The sequence below is a fragment of the Bradyrhizobium sp. 521_C7_N1_3 genome (genome assembly GCF_052075975.1).
GTDB classification, from domain to species: Bacteria; Pseudomonadota; Alphaproteobacteria; order Rhizobiales; family Xanthobacteraceae; genus Bradyrhizobium; species Bradyrhizobium japonicum.
The window spans coordinates 9,049,175-9,064,458 of record NZ_CP197232.1; the positions used below are offsets into that span (position 1 = coordinate 9,049,175).

The 15,284-nt window shown below is 66.4% G+C and carries 13 protein-coding genes; 5 read left to right on the top strand and 8 right to left on the bottom strand.

Annotated features, from left to right (window positions below; translation table 11 throughout):
- Nucleotides 1–59: 59 nt before the first annotated feature.
- Nucleotides 60–668, bottom strand: coding sequence for a LemA family protein (locus AB7008_RS42820; RefSeq protein WP_028159491.1), 609 nt, complete (start codon nucleotides 666–668; stop codon nucleotides 60–62).
- A gap of 145 nt (nucleotides 669–813) precedes the next feature.
- Here AB7008_RS42820 and AB7008_RS42825 point away from each other — a divergent pair, with 145 nt between their 5' ends.
- Genes AB7008_RS42825 through AB7008_RS42835 form a run of 3 tightly spaced genes read left to right on the top strand, consistent with a single transcriptional unit; the run spans nucleotide 814 to nucleotide 4,029 of the window.
- Nucleotides 814–1,668 (top strand): enoyl-CoA hydratase, encoded by an 855-nt coding sequence (locus AB7008_RS42825; RefSeq protein WP_441260798.1) that lies wholly within the window; start codon nucleotides 814–816, stop codon nucleotides 1,666–1,668.
- Between the two features lie 4 nt (nucleotides 1,669–1,672).
- Nucleotides 1,673–2,821 (top strand): acyl-CoA dehydrogenase family protein, encoded by a 1,149-nt coding sequence (locus tag AB7008_RS42830; RefSeq protein WP_441260799.1) that lies wholly within the window; start codon nucleotides 1,673–1,675, stop codon nucleotides 2,819–2,821.
- 11 nt (nucleotides 2,822–2,832) lie between these two features.
- Nucleotides 2,833–4,029, top strand: a complete 1,197-nt coding sequence (locus AB7008_RS42835; RefSeq protein ID WP_441260800.1) for an acyl-CoA dehydrogenase family protein — start codon at nucleotides 2,833–2,835, stop codon at nucleotides 4,027–4,029.
- A gap of 210 nt (nucleotides 4,030–4,239) precedes the next feature.
- Here AB7008_RS42835 and AB7008_RS42840 read toward each other — a convergent pair whose 3' ends face one another.
- The 3 genes from AB7008_RS42840 to AB7008_RS42850 form a co-directional block, all read right to left on the bottom strand.
- Nucleotides 4,240–6,564 carry a xanthine dehydrogenase family protein molybdopterin-binding subunit gene (locus AB7008_RS42840; protein ID WP_441260801.1) on the bottom strand — a complete coding sequence of 775 codons (2,325 nt, stop codon included), beginning with the start codon at nucleotides 6,562–6,564 and terminating at the stop codon, nucleotides 4,240–4,242.
- A gap of 203 nt (nucleotides 6,565–6,767) precedes the next feature.
- Complete coding sequence (locus AB7008_RS42845; RefSeq protein ID WP_441260802.1) at nucleotides 6,768–7,643, bottom strand: dihydrodipicolinate synthase family protein; 876 nt, start codon at nucleotides 7,641–7,643, stop codon at nucleotides 6,768–6,770.
- A gap of 64 nt (nucleotides 7,644–7,707) precedes the next feature.
- Complete coding sequence (locus AB7008_RS42850) at nucleotides 7,708–8,673, bottom strand: VOC family protein (protein WP_304491458.1); 966 nt, start codon at nucleotides 8,671–8,673, stop codon at nucleotides 7,708–7,710.
- A 200-nt stretch (nucleotides 8,674–8,873) separates the two neighbouring features.
- Here AB7008_RS42850 and AB7008_RS42855 point away from each other — a divergent pair, with 200 nt between their 5' ends.
- Both AB7008_RS42855 and AB7008_RS42860 read left to right on the top strand, forming a co-directional pair.
- The gene (locus AB7008_RS42855) at nucleotides 8,874–9,740 is read left to right on the top strand and encodes a S1C family serine protease (protein ID WP_441260803.1); all 867 of its coding nucleotides are present in this window, start codon (nucleotides 8,874–8,876) and stop codon (nucleotides 9,738–9,740) included.
- Nucleotides 9,737–10,108 (top strand): response regulator transcription factor, encoded by a 372-nt coding sequence (locus AB7008_RS42860; RefSeq protein WP_028159483.1) that lies wholly within the window; start codon nucleotides 9,737–9,739, stop codon nucleotides 10,106–10,108. The genes AB7008_RS42855 and AB7008_RS42860 overlap by 4 nt, the downstream gene beginning before the upstream one ends.
- Nucleotides 10,109–10,120: 12 nt before the next feature.
- Here the strand turns inward: AB7008_RS42860 and AB7008_RS42865 are convergent, their stop codons facing one another.
- The 4 genes from AB7008_RS42865 to AB7008_RS42880 all read right to left on the bottom strand — a co-directional run bounded on the left by AB7008_RS42865 (nucleotide 10,121) and on the right by AB7008_RS42880 (nucleotide 15,231).
- Entirely contained in the window at nucleotides 10,121–11,197 is a 1,077-nt protein-coding gene (locus tag AB7008_RS42865; RefSeq protein ID WP_028159482.1) for a sensor histidine kinase, read from the bottom strand.
- On the bottom strand, nucleotides 11,184–11,876 hold the full coding sequence (locus AB7008_RS42870; RefSeq protein ID WP_014492257.1) for a response regulator transcription factor: 693 nt from the start codon (nucleotides 11,874–11,876) through the stop codon (nucleotides 11,184–11,186). The genes AB7008_RS42865 and AB7008_RS42870 overlap by 14 nt, the downstream gene beginning before the upstream one ends.
- Before the next feature lie 100 nt (nucleotides 11,877–11,976).
- A complete protein-coding gene (locus AB7008_RS42875; RefSeq protein ID WP_248879983.1) occupies nucleotides 11,977–12,552 on the bottom strand; it encodes a hypothetical protein in 576 nt (191 codons plus the stop codon).
- 342 nt (nucleotides 12,553–12,894) lie between these two features.
- Nucleotides 12,895–15,231, bottom strand: a complete 2,337-nt coding sequence (locus tag AB7008_RS42880) for a Tex family protein (protein WP_441260804.1) — start codon at nucleotides 15,229–15,231, stop codon at nucleotides 12,895–12,897.
- Nucleotides 15,232–15,284: the final 53 nt, after the last annotated feature.

The following is a 15,284-nucleotide window of genomic DNA, read 5'->3' on the forward strand; positions in this document are numbered from 1 at the left end:
CCTTCGCGGGGAATGACAGTGGTGGGTGGGGCTGCGCGCATTCGCAAGACGGCGCGCAGCTATTTCGACGGCGCCGGCGCCGGATTGAAATCGACCTTCGGCGCCGTCGAGATTTCCTTCTCGTTCTCGACCGAGAAATTCGGCTTGTCCTTGTAGCCGAACATCATCGCGGTGAGGTTGCTCGGGAAGGAGCGAATGGTGACGTTATAGTCCTGCACCGCCTTGATGTAGCGGTTGCGCGCGACCGTGATGCGGTTCTCGGTGCCTTCGAGCTGCGACATCAAATCCTTGAACAGCGCGTCAGACTTGAGCTGCGGATAGTTTTCCGTGACCACAAGAAGCCGCGACAGCGCGCTGGAGAGCTCGCCCTGGGCGGCCTGGAACTTCTGGAAGGCGGCGGGATCGTTCAGCACCTCAGGCGTTGCCTGGATGCTGCCGACCTTGGCGCGGGCATTGGTGACGCCAAGCAGCACGTCCTTCTCCTGCTGGGCAAAGCCCTTTACCGAGTTGACCAGATTGGGCACGAGATCGGCGCGGCGCTGATACTGGTTGACGACCTCGGACCAGTTGGCCTTGATCTGCTCGTCCTCGCTCTGGATCGCGTTGTAGCCGCAATTGGTGAGGCTGAGCGACGCCAGCGCCGCCAGCACGGTCAGGATCTTGCGCATCAGATTTCTCCCGGTGGAATCTGGCGTAAACTACCAGATTGAACGCGAAAAGCAGCCAATTTACGCAAGCCTCTTGCCTATCCCTGGCCGACATAGTCAACTCAACGAAACAATAAGACCAAACGGAAACGCCAGGGGGAGCGCCATGTCCTCGTTCGAGACCATCCTCGTGGAGCGGCCGGAGCCGGCGATTGTCCGGATCGTGATGAACCGGCCCGAGGCGCGCAACGCGCAGAACCTGCAGATGACCTACGACCTCAATGCCGCCTTCGACGAAGCGGTGCAGGACGACGCGGTCAAGGTCATCATCCTCGCCGGCAACGGGCCGCACTTCTCATCGGGCCACGATCTGCGCCCCGGCGGCAAGAACGCCGCAGGCGTCGATTTTCCGCCGATCGGAAATTGGGGCGGCTTCGCGGAGGCGAACGCGCATGGCCGCTTCGCGCGCGAACAGGAGATCTATCTCCAGATCACGCGGCGCTGGCGCAACCTGGCCAAGCCGACCATTGCCGAGGTGCACGGCAAGTGCATCGCCGGCGGGTTGATGCTGGCCTGGGCCTGCGACCTCATCATCGCCAGCGACGATGCGCAGTTCTGTGATCCCGTGGTGACCATGGGCGTCTGCGGGGTCGAATGGTTCGTGCATCCCTGGGAGCTCGGCCCGCGCAAGGCCAAGGAGTTTCTGTTCACGGCCGACGCATGGAGTGCGCAGGAGGCGCATCAGCTCGGCATGGTCAACCGGGTCGTGCCGCGCGCGGAGCTTTCAGCATCGGTGCTGGAGCTGGCGCGCCGGATCGCATCAAAGCCCTCCTTCGCGCTGAAGCTGACCAAGGAGGCGGTGAACCGCTCGGTCGACGTGATGGGCCAGCCCGCCGCGGTTGACCAGGCCTTCGCGCTGCATCAGCTCTGTCACGCCCACAATCTTCAGGAGTTCGGCATGGTAGTCGATCCATCCGGACTGCATCCCTCCGTGCGCAAGCCGCCGGCGGCCGCGGAGTAACGACATGGACCTCAATCTCAGTGACGAGCAACGGCTGCTGCGCGAAAGCGCGGAGCGCTTCGTGGCCGAAAGCTACGACGCCGATCATCGCCGCAAGATGGCGAAGGACTCGTCCGGCTTCAGCCCTGCGGTGTGGAAGCAGTTCGCCGAGCTCGGCTGGCTGGCACTGCCGATCGCGGAAGAGTTTGACGGCCTCGGCGGCGGCGCAGTCGAGATCGGCATCTTGATGGAAGCCTTTGGCCGCGGGCTGGTGTCGGAGCCGTATATCGCGACGGTCGTGCTCGGTGCGGCGCTCATCGAAACATGCGGCAGCACCGCGCAGAAGCAGGCGCGGCTGCCGAAGGTCGCGGATGGATCGCTGAAGCTCGCCTTTGCCCATTCCGAGCGTGCGGCGCGGTTCGATCTCGCCAAGGTCGCGACCGTCGCCCACAAGACGGCGCAAGGCTGGCGCCTTGCCGGCAGCAAGATCGCGGTACTCGACGGCCACACCGCCGACGAGATCATTGTCTCCGCGCATGTCCACGATCACCAAGGACCGTCGGGCCGCATCGGCCTGTTCCTGGTGCCGGCGAAGACACCCAGCGTTGTCATCACCGACTATGAACGTCTCGGCGGCGGACGGGCCTGCAACATCGAGCTGTCCGGCGTCGAGTTGCCGGAGGATACCCTGCTCGGCGACGGCAGCGACGCCCTGCCCGTGATCGAATGGGCCGTCGATCGCGCCATGGCTGCGTTAGGTGCCGAAGCCGTCGGCATCATGCAGACCTTGCTCGACACCACGCTGGAATATACCAAGATCCGAAAGCAGTTCGGCCGGCCGCTCTCGGCCAACCAGGTGATCCGCCACCGCCTCGCCGACATGGCGATGCAGGTCGACGAGGCGCGCTCGATGGCGCTACGCGCCGCGCTGAAGGCAGATAGCCCGCCGGTCGAGCGCGCCCGCGCCGCCTCCGGTGCGAAAGCGAAGATCGGTAAATGCGCGCGCTTCGTCGGCGAGCAGTCGATCCAGCTTCATGGCGGCATGGGCGTCACCGAGGAGCTCGAGGTCGGCGCCTATTTCAAGCGGCTGGTCGCCTTCGACACGCTGTTCGGCGGCAGCGCGCATCATTTTAGCCGCCACGCCCAGCTCGGCCGCACCACCGTGCCAGCCTGAAAGCGCACACCATGGATCTATCCTTCAATGCCGAAGAGCGTGCCTTCCAGGACGAGGTGCGCGGCTTCATCGCAAAAAACCTCACCGAAGAGATGAAGCGCGCAACCGCGCTGACGCCGTCGGTGTTCTCCGACCCTGATATCGGCATGGCCTGGCAGCGCGCGCTGCACCGGCACGGTTGGGGTGCGCCGGGCTGGCCGGTCGAATATGGCGGCCCGGACTGGACGCCGGCGCAGCGCTGGATTTTCGAGAGCGAAAGCGCACGGGCCGGCGTGCCGAACGTCAACGTGATGGGCGTGAAGATGGTCGGTCCCGTCATCATCGGATTCGGCTCGCCCGAGCAGAAGAACTTTTATCTGCCGCGCATCCTCTCCGGCGAAGACTATTGGTGCCAGGGCTATTCCGAGCCGGGCTCCGGCTCGGACCTGTCCTCACTGAAGACACGCGCGGTGCGCGACGGCGACGACTACATCATCAACGGCACAAAAATCTGGACCACGCATGCGCACCACGCCAACCGCATGTTCGCGCTGGTGCGCACCAGCGACGGACCGCGGCAGCAGGACGGCATCAGTTTTATTCTCATCGACATGACAACGCCGGGCATCACGACACGCCCGATCCTCACCATCGGCGGCGACCACGAGGTCAACCAGGTGTTCTTCGACGATGTGCGCGTGCCCGTGGCCAACCGCGTCGGCGAGGAAGGCAAAGGCTGGACCTACGGCAAATATCTGCTCGAGTTCGAGCGGGGCTCCGGCATTGCCTCGGCGAAGCTGCGCGAGGGGCTGAAGGCGATCGCGGAGCTGGCCGAGTCGGAGCTGACGGGTCGCGCGATCGACAGCCCCGATATCGCCACGCGCATCTCCGAGGTCGAAATCGACATCGACGCACTGGAGATGACCGAGCTGCGCGTGCTGTCGGCGCTGCAGACCGGACAGAATCCCGGCGCGGTGTCGTCGATCCTGAAGCTGCGCAACAGCGAGATCCGGCAGGCCGTGACGCGGCTAGGCGTCGACGTGATCGGTCACGACGCGCTTGCAGTCGAGCCGATGCGTCCGCTCTACAAGCTCAACCACGAGCCCGCGGTGCCTGAGGAGATGCTGACGGTGGTGCCGGAATATCTCAACGGCCGGGCCTACACGATCTTCGGCGGCACCTCGGAGATCCAGCGTGACATCATCGCGAAGATGATGCTGGGGATTTGAGGGCACGCCGGCGCCACACACTCCGCCGTCGTCCCGGACAAGCGAAGCGCAGACCCGGGACCCATAACCACAGGGAGAGGTGGTTACGGGGATTAGGAGTTAGCAGTTTCGCGCCAAACTCCGCCCTGTGGTTATGGGTCCCGGGCTCGCGCTGTGCGCGCCCCGGGACGACAGTTGAGTGTGTCGCGACAGCCTGCGTAACAGCTTCGGTTAGCCCGCCACCTTCGCGTCCTTGATCGCCTTCCAGATCTTCTGCGGCGTCAGCGGCGTATTCAGCTGGGTGATGCCGAGCTCGGCGAGCGCGTCCATCACGCCGTTGGTGACGCAGGGCGGGCCGCCGATGGCGCCGGATTCGCCGCAGCCCTTGGCGCCGAGCGGATTGGTGCGGCAGGGCGCGGAATCGTCCAGCGTCACCACGATCGGCGGCACGTCGTCGGCGCGCGGGATGCAGTAATCCTGGTAGCTCGCGGTGAGAAGCTGACCGTCGGCATCATAGGAGACGCCCTCATACAGCGCCTGGCCGATGCCCTGCGCTACACCGCCATGGATCTGGCCGGTGACCAGCATCGGGTTCACGGCGACGCCGACGTCGTCGACGGTGGTGTAGCGCACGACCTTGGACACACCGGTCTCGGGGTCGATCTCGACCTCGCAGATATGCGTGCCGTTCGGCCAGCTCGGGCCATCGACCTCGCCTTCGGAATCGACGCTGAGCTTGGCACCGCCCTCTTTCTCGGCGAGATCGAACAGGCTGATGCGGCGGTCGGTGCCGACCACGGTGAGCATGCCGCCCTGATATTCGATATCTTCGACCGAGGTCTCCAGCACGTTGGCCGCTTTCTCACGCGCCTTCTGGATCAGGTCGTTGGAGGAGACCGCGACCGCAGTGCCGCCGACGAACAGCGAGCGCGAGCCGACGCTGCCGAAGCCCATCGCGAGATCCGTGTCGCCCTGGACCACGTCGATCTTGTCCATGGCAATGCCGAGCGTGTCGGAGATCATCTGGGTGTAGGTGGTCTGCAGCCCCTGCCCCATCGCCATGGTGCCGGAATGCAGGACGACGCGGCCCTGCGACGTCGCGTGCAGGCTGACCTTCTCGGTGTGTGCGCGGCCGCCGGTCCATTCGATGTAGGAGGTGAGCCCGCGGCCATAGAGCAGGCCCTTCTTCTTCGCCGCCTTCTTGCGCGCGGCAAAGCCGTCCCAGTCGGCCAGCTTCACGGCACGATCGAGCATGTGAGCGAAGGCGCCGGAATCGTAGACCTGACCGGCGGCGTTGGTGTAGGGCAGCTGCGCCGGCTTGATGTAGTTCGCTTTACGGATCGCACGCGGATCCATGCCGATCTTTCGCGCGGCGGCGTCGAACAGGCGCTCGACGATGAACACCGCCTCGGGCCGGCCCGCGCCGCGATAGGCGCCGACCGGCGCCGTGTTGGTCATCACCGACTGCACCTCGAAATGCACCAGCGGCAGATCGTAGACGCCGGTCTGCACGAACGGCCCGAGCACCAGCGGAATGATGTTCGCCGCGCCCGAGGAGTAAGCGCCGGTGCAGCCGATCGACTTGACGCGATAGGCCAGCACCTTGCCCTTCTCGTCGAGCGCGAACGACGCGGTCGAGGTGAGATCGCGGCCGTGGGTGCCGCCGACGAACTCGTCGGTGCGGTCACCGCGCCAGCGGATTTTTTTGTTCAACTTGGTCGCGGCGTAAGCGACGATCCCGTCTTCCGGATAGAGGTTGGTCTTCTGGCCAAAGCCGCCGCCGATGTCGCCGACCAGCACGCGGACGCTGTCCTTCGGACGCTTGAGCACGGCTTCCGCCAGCACGTCGCGGGTGGAGGCCGGCGTCTGCGACTGCACGTGCAGGAGGAGACGGCCGGTCTTCTTGTCGATCTCGGCAATGGTCGAGCGCGGCTCCATCGCGGAGGGCACCAGACGCTGGCTGACGATGTCGAGCTCGACCGTATGCGCAGCCTTGGCAAACGCCTCGTCCGCCTTGGCGGCATCGCCATAGCTCATCGCACCGACGATGTTGTCGGGCGCCTCCGGCCACACCACGGGCGCGCCGGGTTTCACGGCCTCGACGGGATCGACCACCGCGGGCTGCACGTCATATTCGACCGCAATCGCTTCGGCCGCGCTCTGTGCTTCCGCGCGGGAGGAAGCAACCACTGCCGCGACCGCCTCGCCGGCATAGCGCACGATCTCATGGGCGAGCAGGCGGCGCGGCGGCACCGTCATCGGCTTGCCGTCGGGGCGCTTGAAGATGCTCAAGGTCGGAATGGTGCCGACATCGTCCTTGACGAGGTCGGCGCCGGTGTAGATCGCCGTGACGCCCGGCATCGATGCGGCGGCGCTGGTGTCGATCGCGACGATCTTCGCGTGGGCGTGCGGCGAGCGCAGCACATGCAACCACAGCGCGCCCTCCTCCGGCTTGTCGTCGATGAACTGCCCCTTCCCGGTGAGCAGCCGCTGGTCTTCCAAACGCTTGACGGGCTGGCCCGCTCCGAAACGCAAATTGCCGGGAAGAATGTTCATTCCGTGGGGTCCTCAGGGTCTTTTCGAAACTGCGGGCAGCCTTTTAGCGGATCGATCGGAGGCATGCCAGCCGCGGTTTTGGGCGGGATATGTACGGATTCGTCATGCCCATTTGGGGACCGTCATTCCGGGGCGGTCCGAAGGACCGAGCCCGGAATCTCGGGATTCCGGGTTCGATGCTGCGCATCGCCCCGGAATGACGATCAGGCCAGCTCCCTCAGCGCCGCCTCCACGACCTTGCGGGCGTCGGCGGTCAGCGCGGCCTGCGGCGGGACGGGATCGCCGACGTCGTAGCCCTGGATCGCCAGCCCCGCCTTGATGCAGGCGGCGAGGTTGAAGCGGGCGAAGGCTTCGTTGATCCGCCACAGCCTGCGCTGCAGCGCCATGGCCTCGTCCCAGCGGCCGGCCTTGCAGAGGTCGTAGAGTGCGACGCTCTGGCGCGGGATGATGCAGGCCGGTCCCGCCATCCAGCCGAGCCCGCCGATCAGCATCACCGCGGCGGGGATATGGGCGGAGGCCGAGAACACGCGCAACGCATCGCCGCAGCGGTTCATGATCGAGAGCAGCCGGCCGGTGTTGGTCGAGGCGTCCTTGATGTAGCCAATGCGCGGATGTTCAGCGAGGCGCGCGATGATGTCGAGCGTGAGATCGGAGCGCTGGAATTGCGGATTGGTGTAGATGACGACGGGAACGTCCACGGCGTCCGCGATGCTGCGGAAGTAGGATTCGACCTGGGCATCGGCGAGCGGAAAGTACGCTTCCAGGATCGCCAGGATGCCGTTGGCACCACACTTCTGATAGGCCTTCGCCTGCGCCACCGCGTCCGCCGTCGAGGTGGAGGCAACGCCGGCCACAACCGGCACGCGGCCCTTTGCAGCGTCGATGGTGGTCTGCACGATCGCGGTGCGTTGCGCGGCATTGAGATAGGCGAACTCGCCGGTCGACCCCAGCGGCGTCAGTCCGTGCACGCCTGCGCCGATCAAATCGTCGCAGAGCTTACCGAGGACTTCGGTGCGCACCGTGCCATCGGCATCGACGGGCGAAACGAGGTAGGGAAAGACGCCGTGAAAATCGGGCATGTCAGGCTGAACCCCGGAAAACTGGCTAGCGCCTGACCGGTCTTAGCAATGCCCGCGCCGGCGATCAAACCCTGATCAGGCGCACCCGCGTGCCCCAGGGATCGACGGCCTCCACGCCGTTGGCGAGCGCCGTGACCTGCGCACCGCCTTTGCGCAGGCGTTCCTCCTGCGCGGCGAGAATGTCCTGTTTCGCCATCACCAGCGAGAACCAGGCGAGCCCCGTGGTCTGATCGTCGCGTTGGCCGGCGCCCTGGCTCTGCCAGACGTTCATGCCGAGGTGATGATGGTAGCGGCCCGACGACAGGAACGCGGCCCCGCCACGGCGGCGGGTCGGATCGAGGCCGACAGCGCCGTGATAGAACCGTTCGGCCGCGGCGAGATCGCCGACGCGCAGATGCATGTGGCCGACGCGCAGACCGTCCGGCGCCTTGGCGTAGTCTGCGACGCGCGTGTTGGTCAGCGACAAGAGGTCAGGGATGTTGAGCTCGTCGCTCGCCATCTTCACGCTGCCCTCGCTCCACTGCCATTGCGAGGGATCGCGGTCGGCATAGACCTCGATACCGTTGCCTTCGGGGTCGTCGAGATAGACGGATTCGCTGACGAGATGATCGGCGAAGCCCGACAGCGGCACGCGATGCGAGGCGGCGTGCACCAGCCAGCGCGCGAGATCTTTTCGCGACGGCATCAGGAAGGCGGTGTGGTAGAGGCCCGCGGCGTTGCGCGGCTCGATCGCGGCCTCGGGACGGGCTTCCAGCACGAGCAGCGTGATGCCGGCCGTGCCGAGCGTCGCGGCGCCGGCGGAGCGCTCCATCACGGTCAGCCCGATCACGTCGCGGTAGTAGTCCGCGACCTTGTCGAGATTCTTGACCCGGAGCGTCACCATGCCCACCCGCATCGGCGTGCGGCTGGCATAGGTCGGCCCACCGCCTTGCGGCATGCCCTCGGCCCGAGCGGCGGCGGCCGCCGCCATCGCAAGCGAGGTCGCACCGGCGAGTTGAAGCAGGGTGCGGCGGGTGAGGTCGACAGTCATCGGTCGGGGCTCGCTGGAAACGCTGGAGGTCGCGCGGTGCAGTTCCTCGATTGCTACACGTTCCCGTGAGCACGTCCCAATCACATGTTCGTCGGCCGTGGTTCTGCGGAAGCCGATCCGCCCTGTCAGTCCTGGCCACCCGGCCAGTTTCGCAATCGCCCGCGACATCCCAGATTGAGGACAATTTACAGGAGCCTTCCATGACCGATCCCACTCCCCTGTCGTCCCTTTCATCCGCGCTCTCGGATGTCGTGACGCGTACCGCGCCGTCCGTCGTCGCCGTGCATTCGCATCGCTCCCGCGCCACCGGCTTCGTCTGGAAACCCGGCTTGATCGTCACCGCGGACGAAGCGCTGGCCGATGAGGGCGATATCCAGATCAGCCTCCCCGACGGCAGCACCGCGGCCGCCACGATCGCCGGCCGCGACCATACGACCGACATCGCGCTGTTGCGCACCGATGCCAGTCTTGCGCCGGTCAAGCTGGCCGCGACCGTGCCGCCCCTCGGCACGCTGTCGGTCGTCGTTGCCGCCGATCGCGATGCGCCGAGCGCTGCGCTCGGCATGGTATCACTGTCCGGCAAGAGCTGGCGCTCCTTGCGCGGCGGCGACATCGATGCGCGGATCGAGCTCGACGTGCGCCTGCGCTTCGCCCAGCAAGGCGGGCTCGCGCTGGATGCATCAGGCGACGCCTTCGGCATGGCCGTGCTCGGGCCGCGGCGAGTCCTGGTGATCCCGACGGCGACAATCGAGCGGGTCGCGGCACAGCTCGAGGCGCGCGGTCGCATCGCCCGCGGATATCTCGGCCTCGGGCTCCAGCCGGTGCGGCTCGACGATGGCATCGGCGCGATGGTGATGAATGTCGACAAGGCCGGTCCTTCGGCTGCGGCCGGCATCCGCCAGGGCGACGTCATCGTGGCGGTCAACGACCAGAAGCTCTCCGGCGTGCGTGCGCTGTCGCGGACGCTGGGACCTGCGAGCGTCGGCACGGTGGTCGATGTCGCGGTGCGCCGCGGCGGCGAGCCAGTCAGCTTCAAGGTCACGATCGGCGAGAGGCCGGAGGCGTGAGCGAGGACAACGCGCCCGAGATCGTGCTCGCCCTGGAGATCGACGATCCCGCCCTCGCCGATCGCCTGGCGGTTTTGCTCGGCGGCATCGCCGGGCTTCGGCTCGCCGCACCCGGCGAAGCCGCCACGGCGACGGTCATGGCGCGCGATCCGCGCAGCATGCCCGACGACATCGCACTGACGCAGCGCGAGCTCGATGTCCTGGCGCTGATGGCGGAAGGCGCGTCCAACAAACTGATCGCGCGCCAGCTCGGCATTTCCGTGCACACGGTCAAATTCCACGTCGGCTCGCTGCTCGACAAGCTGGATGCTACCGGCCGCACCGACGCGGTCGCGCATGCGGCACGCCGCGGCGTGATCGAGCTATGACGCCGTCAGCTCCTATCGCGCTGATGTCGCCGGGAAGCTGAGCCGGACCGTGAGGCCCGGCGCATTGTCGTGCAGCGCAATCTCGGCGCCATGGAGGCCGGCAACGGCCGCGACCAGGCTCAGGCCCAGACCGTTGCCCGGCGTGTAACGGCTCTGTTCGAGCCGGTAGAAGCGCTTGAACACGTGATCGCACTCCCCGGAGGGAATGCCCGGGCCGTCGTCGGCCACCGCGATCACCGCCCCGCCACCGGCGCTGCGACAGGTGACGGTGACCTGCCCGCCCGCGCGGCCATGCTTGATCGCGTTGTCGACGAGATTGGCGATGGCGTCGAACAGCAGGTCGCGGTCCCCCGTAATCGCCACCTCGCGGTCGCCGCCAAGGCTGAGGCGGGTCGCGACCTGCTCGGCCGCGGCGTCGTAGAGCTCGACGACCTCGCCGGCAATCTCAGTGAGGTTCAGCGTGCGAAACGCGCTCCGGCGGGCGCGGGTCTCGATCTCCGAGATCCGCGTGATGGAAGCGAACATGCCGAGCACGGCGTCCAGATCGGCGATGGTGTCGCCGATCAGCGTCGCATCGGCCTCGCCGTTGCGCGGGGTGTGATAGGCCTTTTCCAGCCGGCCGCGCATGCGTGTCAGCGGCGTGCGCAGATCGTGTGCGACGTTGTCGCTGACCTGCTTGACCTCGCCCATCAGCGTCTCGATGCGGTCGAGCATCTGATTGAGGTTTTCGGCGACGCGGTCCCACTCGTCGTGACTGCCGCGCAAGGGAATGCGCCGGTCGAGCCCCGACAGCATGATGGCGCGGCTGGCCGCATTGATCTCCTCGATCCGACCGACCGTGCGCCGCGTCACCAGCACGGCCGCGAGCCCGGCCAGCACGGCCAGCAGCACGGCGACGGCGACCATCGCGAGCTCGATCATCGCGGTGAAGCCGCTGTGATCGCCGGCGTCGCCGACCCGGCCCTGCACATAGGCGATCGTGCCGAAATAGACATAGGCCATGATCGCCGCGACGATCAGCCCGAACGCCGCGATCGCGATCAGTGCTAGACGGAAGGTGGAGGAGCGGAGCGTCTTAGCCAGGAGCACGGAGGCAATATCCGATGCCGCGGATGGTGTGGATCAGCGGATAGGCCTGGGCATCGTCGACCTTGCGGCGAACGCGCCCGACATAGACGTCGATGATGTTGGTGGAGGGATCGAAATGCAGGTCCCAGACATGCTGGAGCAGCATCGCTCGGGAGACGACGCGGCCCTCGTTGCGAACGAGATATTCGAGCAGCTGAAACTCGCGCGGCAGCAGCGGAATTTTCCGGCCGCGCCGGCTGGCGTTGCGCGCGATCAGATCGATGGCGAGATCGCCGACCCGCAAAATCGTTTCCTTGGCGACGGTCTCGCTGCGCCGGCCGAGCGCCTCGAGGCGCGCCAGCAGCTCGACGAACGAGAACGGCTTGACGAGATAGTCATCGCCGCCGGCGCGCAAACCGCGCACGCGGTCGTCGACCTCGCCGAGCGCGGAGATGATCAGGAAGGGCGCGGCGATGCCGTCGTCGCGCAACTGGCGCATCACGGCGATGCCGTCGATGTCGGGCAGCATGCGGTCGATGGTGATCACGGCATAGTCGCGGGCGACGCCGTGACTCAGGGCTTCACGACCCGTCGCGGCAAGATCGACGTCGTAGCCCGAGGTGGTCAGTTCCTCGACGAGCTGGCCTGCGGTTTCCGGATCGTCCTCGACGACCAGAATGCGACGGTGACCTCCGGTCATGCAAAACTCCGCGCGACGATCGCCACCAGACTATCCCGTTCCGGGGCTGAGCGGAACCGCCCGGTGGCGATCGCGACAATGGTGCGGTACCGCGATGCGACTACCAATAGTCTCCGCACACATTGACCCATTGCCACCCATAGGCTGTCCAGCTCCTTTGCCAGCAGCCATCGTCGTAATAGTTGCCATAGTTGGCATAGAAGAACGGCGCGCCGACGAAAGCGAACCGGTTGAAGCGGTGACGGTGGAAGAAGGCATGGCGACCAATGAACGGCCTGCCGTGCCAACCCGGGCCAGCAAACCGCGGGCCGAAAGCGGCGCGGGTCGCCAATGGTGCACCGACAAAGCGCGGCCCCATGGCAGCACGGGCGGCCATTGGCGAACCGGCGAAGCGTGCTCCACCGAAGCCCGGGCCGCCAGCAAAGCGCGCGCCACCCATACCGCCGAAGCCACCCGCGCGCATGCCGCCGAAGCCGCCCGCATGCATTCCGCCGCCACCGAAATGCCCGCCACCGCCAAAGCCGCCATGGCCGCCGCCGAAGCCACCACCGCCGAAGCCGCCACCGCCATGCCCTCCGCCACCGCCGCCGCCACGGGCAAGCACCACAGGTGAAGCGAGCGCCATCATTGCGGCGAGCGTCACCGCAGTGACGCCCTTGAGAAGCTTGTTGTCCATCGAAGCATCCTCCGTGCTGCGCGGCGATCTTTCTGCCGCGCGAGGAGGATCAGATGAGAGGAAGGGACAGGCACCTTCAACTTACAAACGCGCCAGATTCTGACGCAGGTGTTAGGGACGAACGTTCTTTCGCTCCCTGGCCCCGTTCTGACGGGGAGAGGATGGGGTGAGAGGCCGCGTTCCGCGAATGCGATCTAAAAAGTGATCGCAACGCCTGTCCCGCGCACCATCACCTACGAACCGGAGGGGCCTTTGAACCGGTCAACCGGATGCCTTGCCCCTCACCCGGATCGCTGGCGCGATCCGGCCTCTCCTCGCAAAGAGCGGGGAGAGGTTCAACTATCACGCCCGCTTGCCGCCGTTCTTCTCGGCCGCACGGCGCATGGCTTCGGCCAGGGCACCGCCGCCGGAGGATTCCTGGTTGCGCGGGGCCGACGACGTCATGCGCGCCGGGTTTCGCGAGCTGTTGTCCCGCTGCATGCCGGGCGCGTCCTTCTTGGCGCCGACCTCGTCGTCGAGGCGCAAGGTCAGCGAGATGCGCTTGCGGGCGACCTCGAAGTCCAGCACCTTCACCTTGACGATGTCGCCGGGCTTCACCACCTCGCGCGGATCCTTGATGTAGTTCCTGGACATCGCCGAGATGTGAACCAGGCCGTCCTGGTGCACGCCGATATCGACGAAGGCGCCGAAGGCGGCAACGTTGGTCACGGTGCCCTCGAGGATCATGCCCTTCTGGAGATGCTTGATCTCCTCGACGCCTTCCTTGAATACCGCGGCCTTGAACGCCGGACGCGGGTCGCGGCCGGGCTTCTCGAGCTCGCGCAGGATGTCGGTGACGGTCGGCAGACCGAAGGTCTCGTCGACGAAATCCTTGGGCTTCAGCGTACGCACGATCTCGCTGCTGCCGATCAGCGCCTTGATGTCGCTCTTGGTGGCCGCGAGAATGCGGCGCACCACGGGATAGGCTTCAGGATGTACGCCGGAGGCGTCGAGCGGGTCCTCGCCGCCGAGGATGCGCAGGAAGCCGGCACACTGTTCGAACGCCTTCGGGCCGAGGCGCGGCACGTCCTTGAGCGCCTTGCGCGACTTGAACGGGCCGTTGGCGTCGCGGTGTGCCACGATGCTCGAGGCCAGACCGGAGCCGACACCCGACACGCGGGCCAGCAGCGGTGCCGAGGCGGTGTTGACGTCGACGCCGACCGCGTTCACGCAGTCCTCGACCACGGCATCGAGCGACTTGGCGAGCTTGGCCTGGCCGAGGTCGTGCTGGTACTGTCCGACGCCGATCGCCTTGGGCTCGATCTTGACGAGCTCGGCGAGCGGGTCCTGCAGGCGGCGGGCGATCGAAACCGCGCCGCGCAGGGTGACGTCGAGACCCGGCAACTCCTCCGAGGCGAAGGCCGAGGCCGAATACACCGACGCGCCGGCTTCCGACACTACGATCTTGGTCATCTTCAGCTCGGCCAGGCCCTTGACGAGATCGCCTGCGAGCTTGTCGGTTTCGCGCGAGGCGGTGCCGTTGCCGATCGCGATCAGCTCGACACGATGCTTCAGCGCAAGCTTGCCGAGGATCGCAAGCGCCTCGTTCCACTGCCGCTGCGGCTCGTGCGGATAGATCACGGCGGTATCGACCACCTTGCCGGTCGCGTCGGTGACGGCGACCTTGACGCCGGTGCGGTAGCCGGGATCGAGGCCCATGGTGACGCGGGTGCCGGCGGGTGCCGCGAGCAGCAGGTCGCGCAGATTGGAAGCGAACACGCGCACGGCCTCGGTCTCGGCCGCGTTCCACAGCCGCATGCGCAGGTCGATGTTGAGATGCACCTGGATCTTGGTCCGCCAGGCCCAGCGCACGGTGTCGATCAGCCAGCGGTCGCCGGCACGCTTGAGGTCGGCGATGCCGAACCGCTTCATGATCTTCAATTCATAAGCGCTCGGCACGCCCGGCGGCGGCGCTTCGGCTTCGGCCTGGATCTGGAGATCGAGGATCTCTTCCTTCTCGCCGCGGAACATCGCGAGGATGCGGTGCGACGGGAGCTTGGTCAGCGGCTCGGAGAACTCGAAATAGTCGGCGAACTTCTCGCCCTCGGTCTTCTTGCCGTCGCGCACCTTGGAGGCCATGCGCGCGTTGGTCCACATCTCCTCGCGCAACGCACCGATCAGGTCGGCGTCCTCGTCGAAACGCTCGACCAGGATGGCGCGGGCGCCATCGAGCGCGGCGGCCGCATCGGCCACGCCCTTCTCGGCGTTGATGAAGGTTTCGGCCACGACCTTCGGATCGTTGCCCGGCTCAGCCATCAGCTGATTGGCGAGCGGCTCGAGCCCGGCTTCCTTGGCGATCTCGGCCTTGGTACGGCGCTTCGGCTTGAACGGCAAATAGATGTCTTCGAGGCGCGCCTTGCTGTCGGCAGCGAGAATGGAGGCTTCGAGCGCGGCATCGAGCTTGCCCTGCTCGCGGACCGATTCGAGGATGGCCTTGCGGCGGTCTTCGAGCTCGCGCAAATAGCCCAGTCGCTCCTCCAGGGTGCGCAATTGCGCGTCGTCGAGCGCACCGGTCGCTTCCTTGCGGTAGCGGGCGATGAAGGGAACCGTGGCGCCGCCGTCGAGCAGCGTCACTGTCGCCTCGACCTGCTCCGCCCGTACCCCAAGCTCCTGCGCAATTTTCTGGTTGATATTTGCCACGCGAGAATCCCTCTATCCAAGCACGCGACGCGGGGGCGAACCACCGGCAGCGG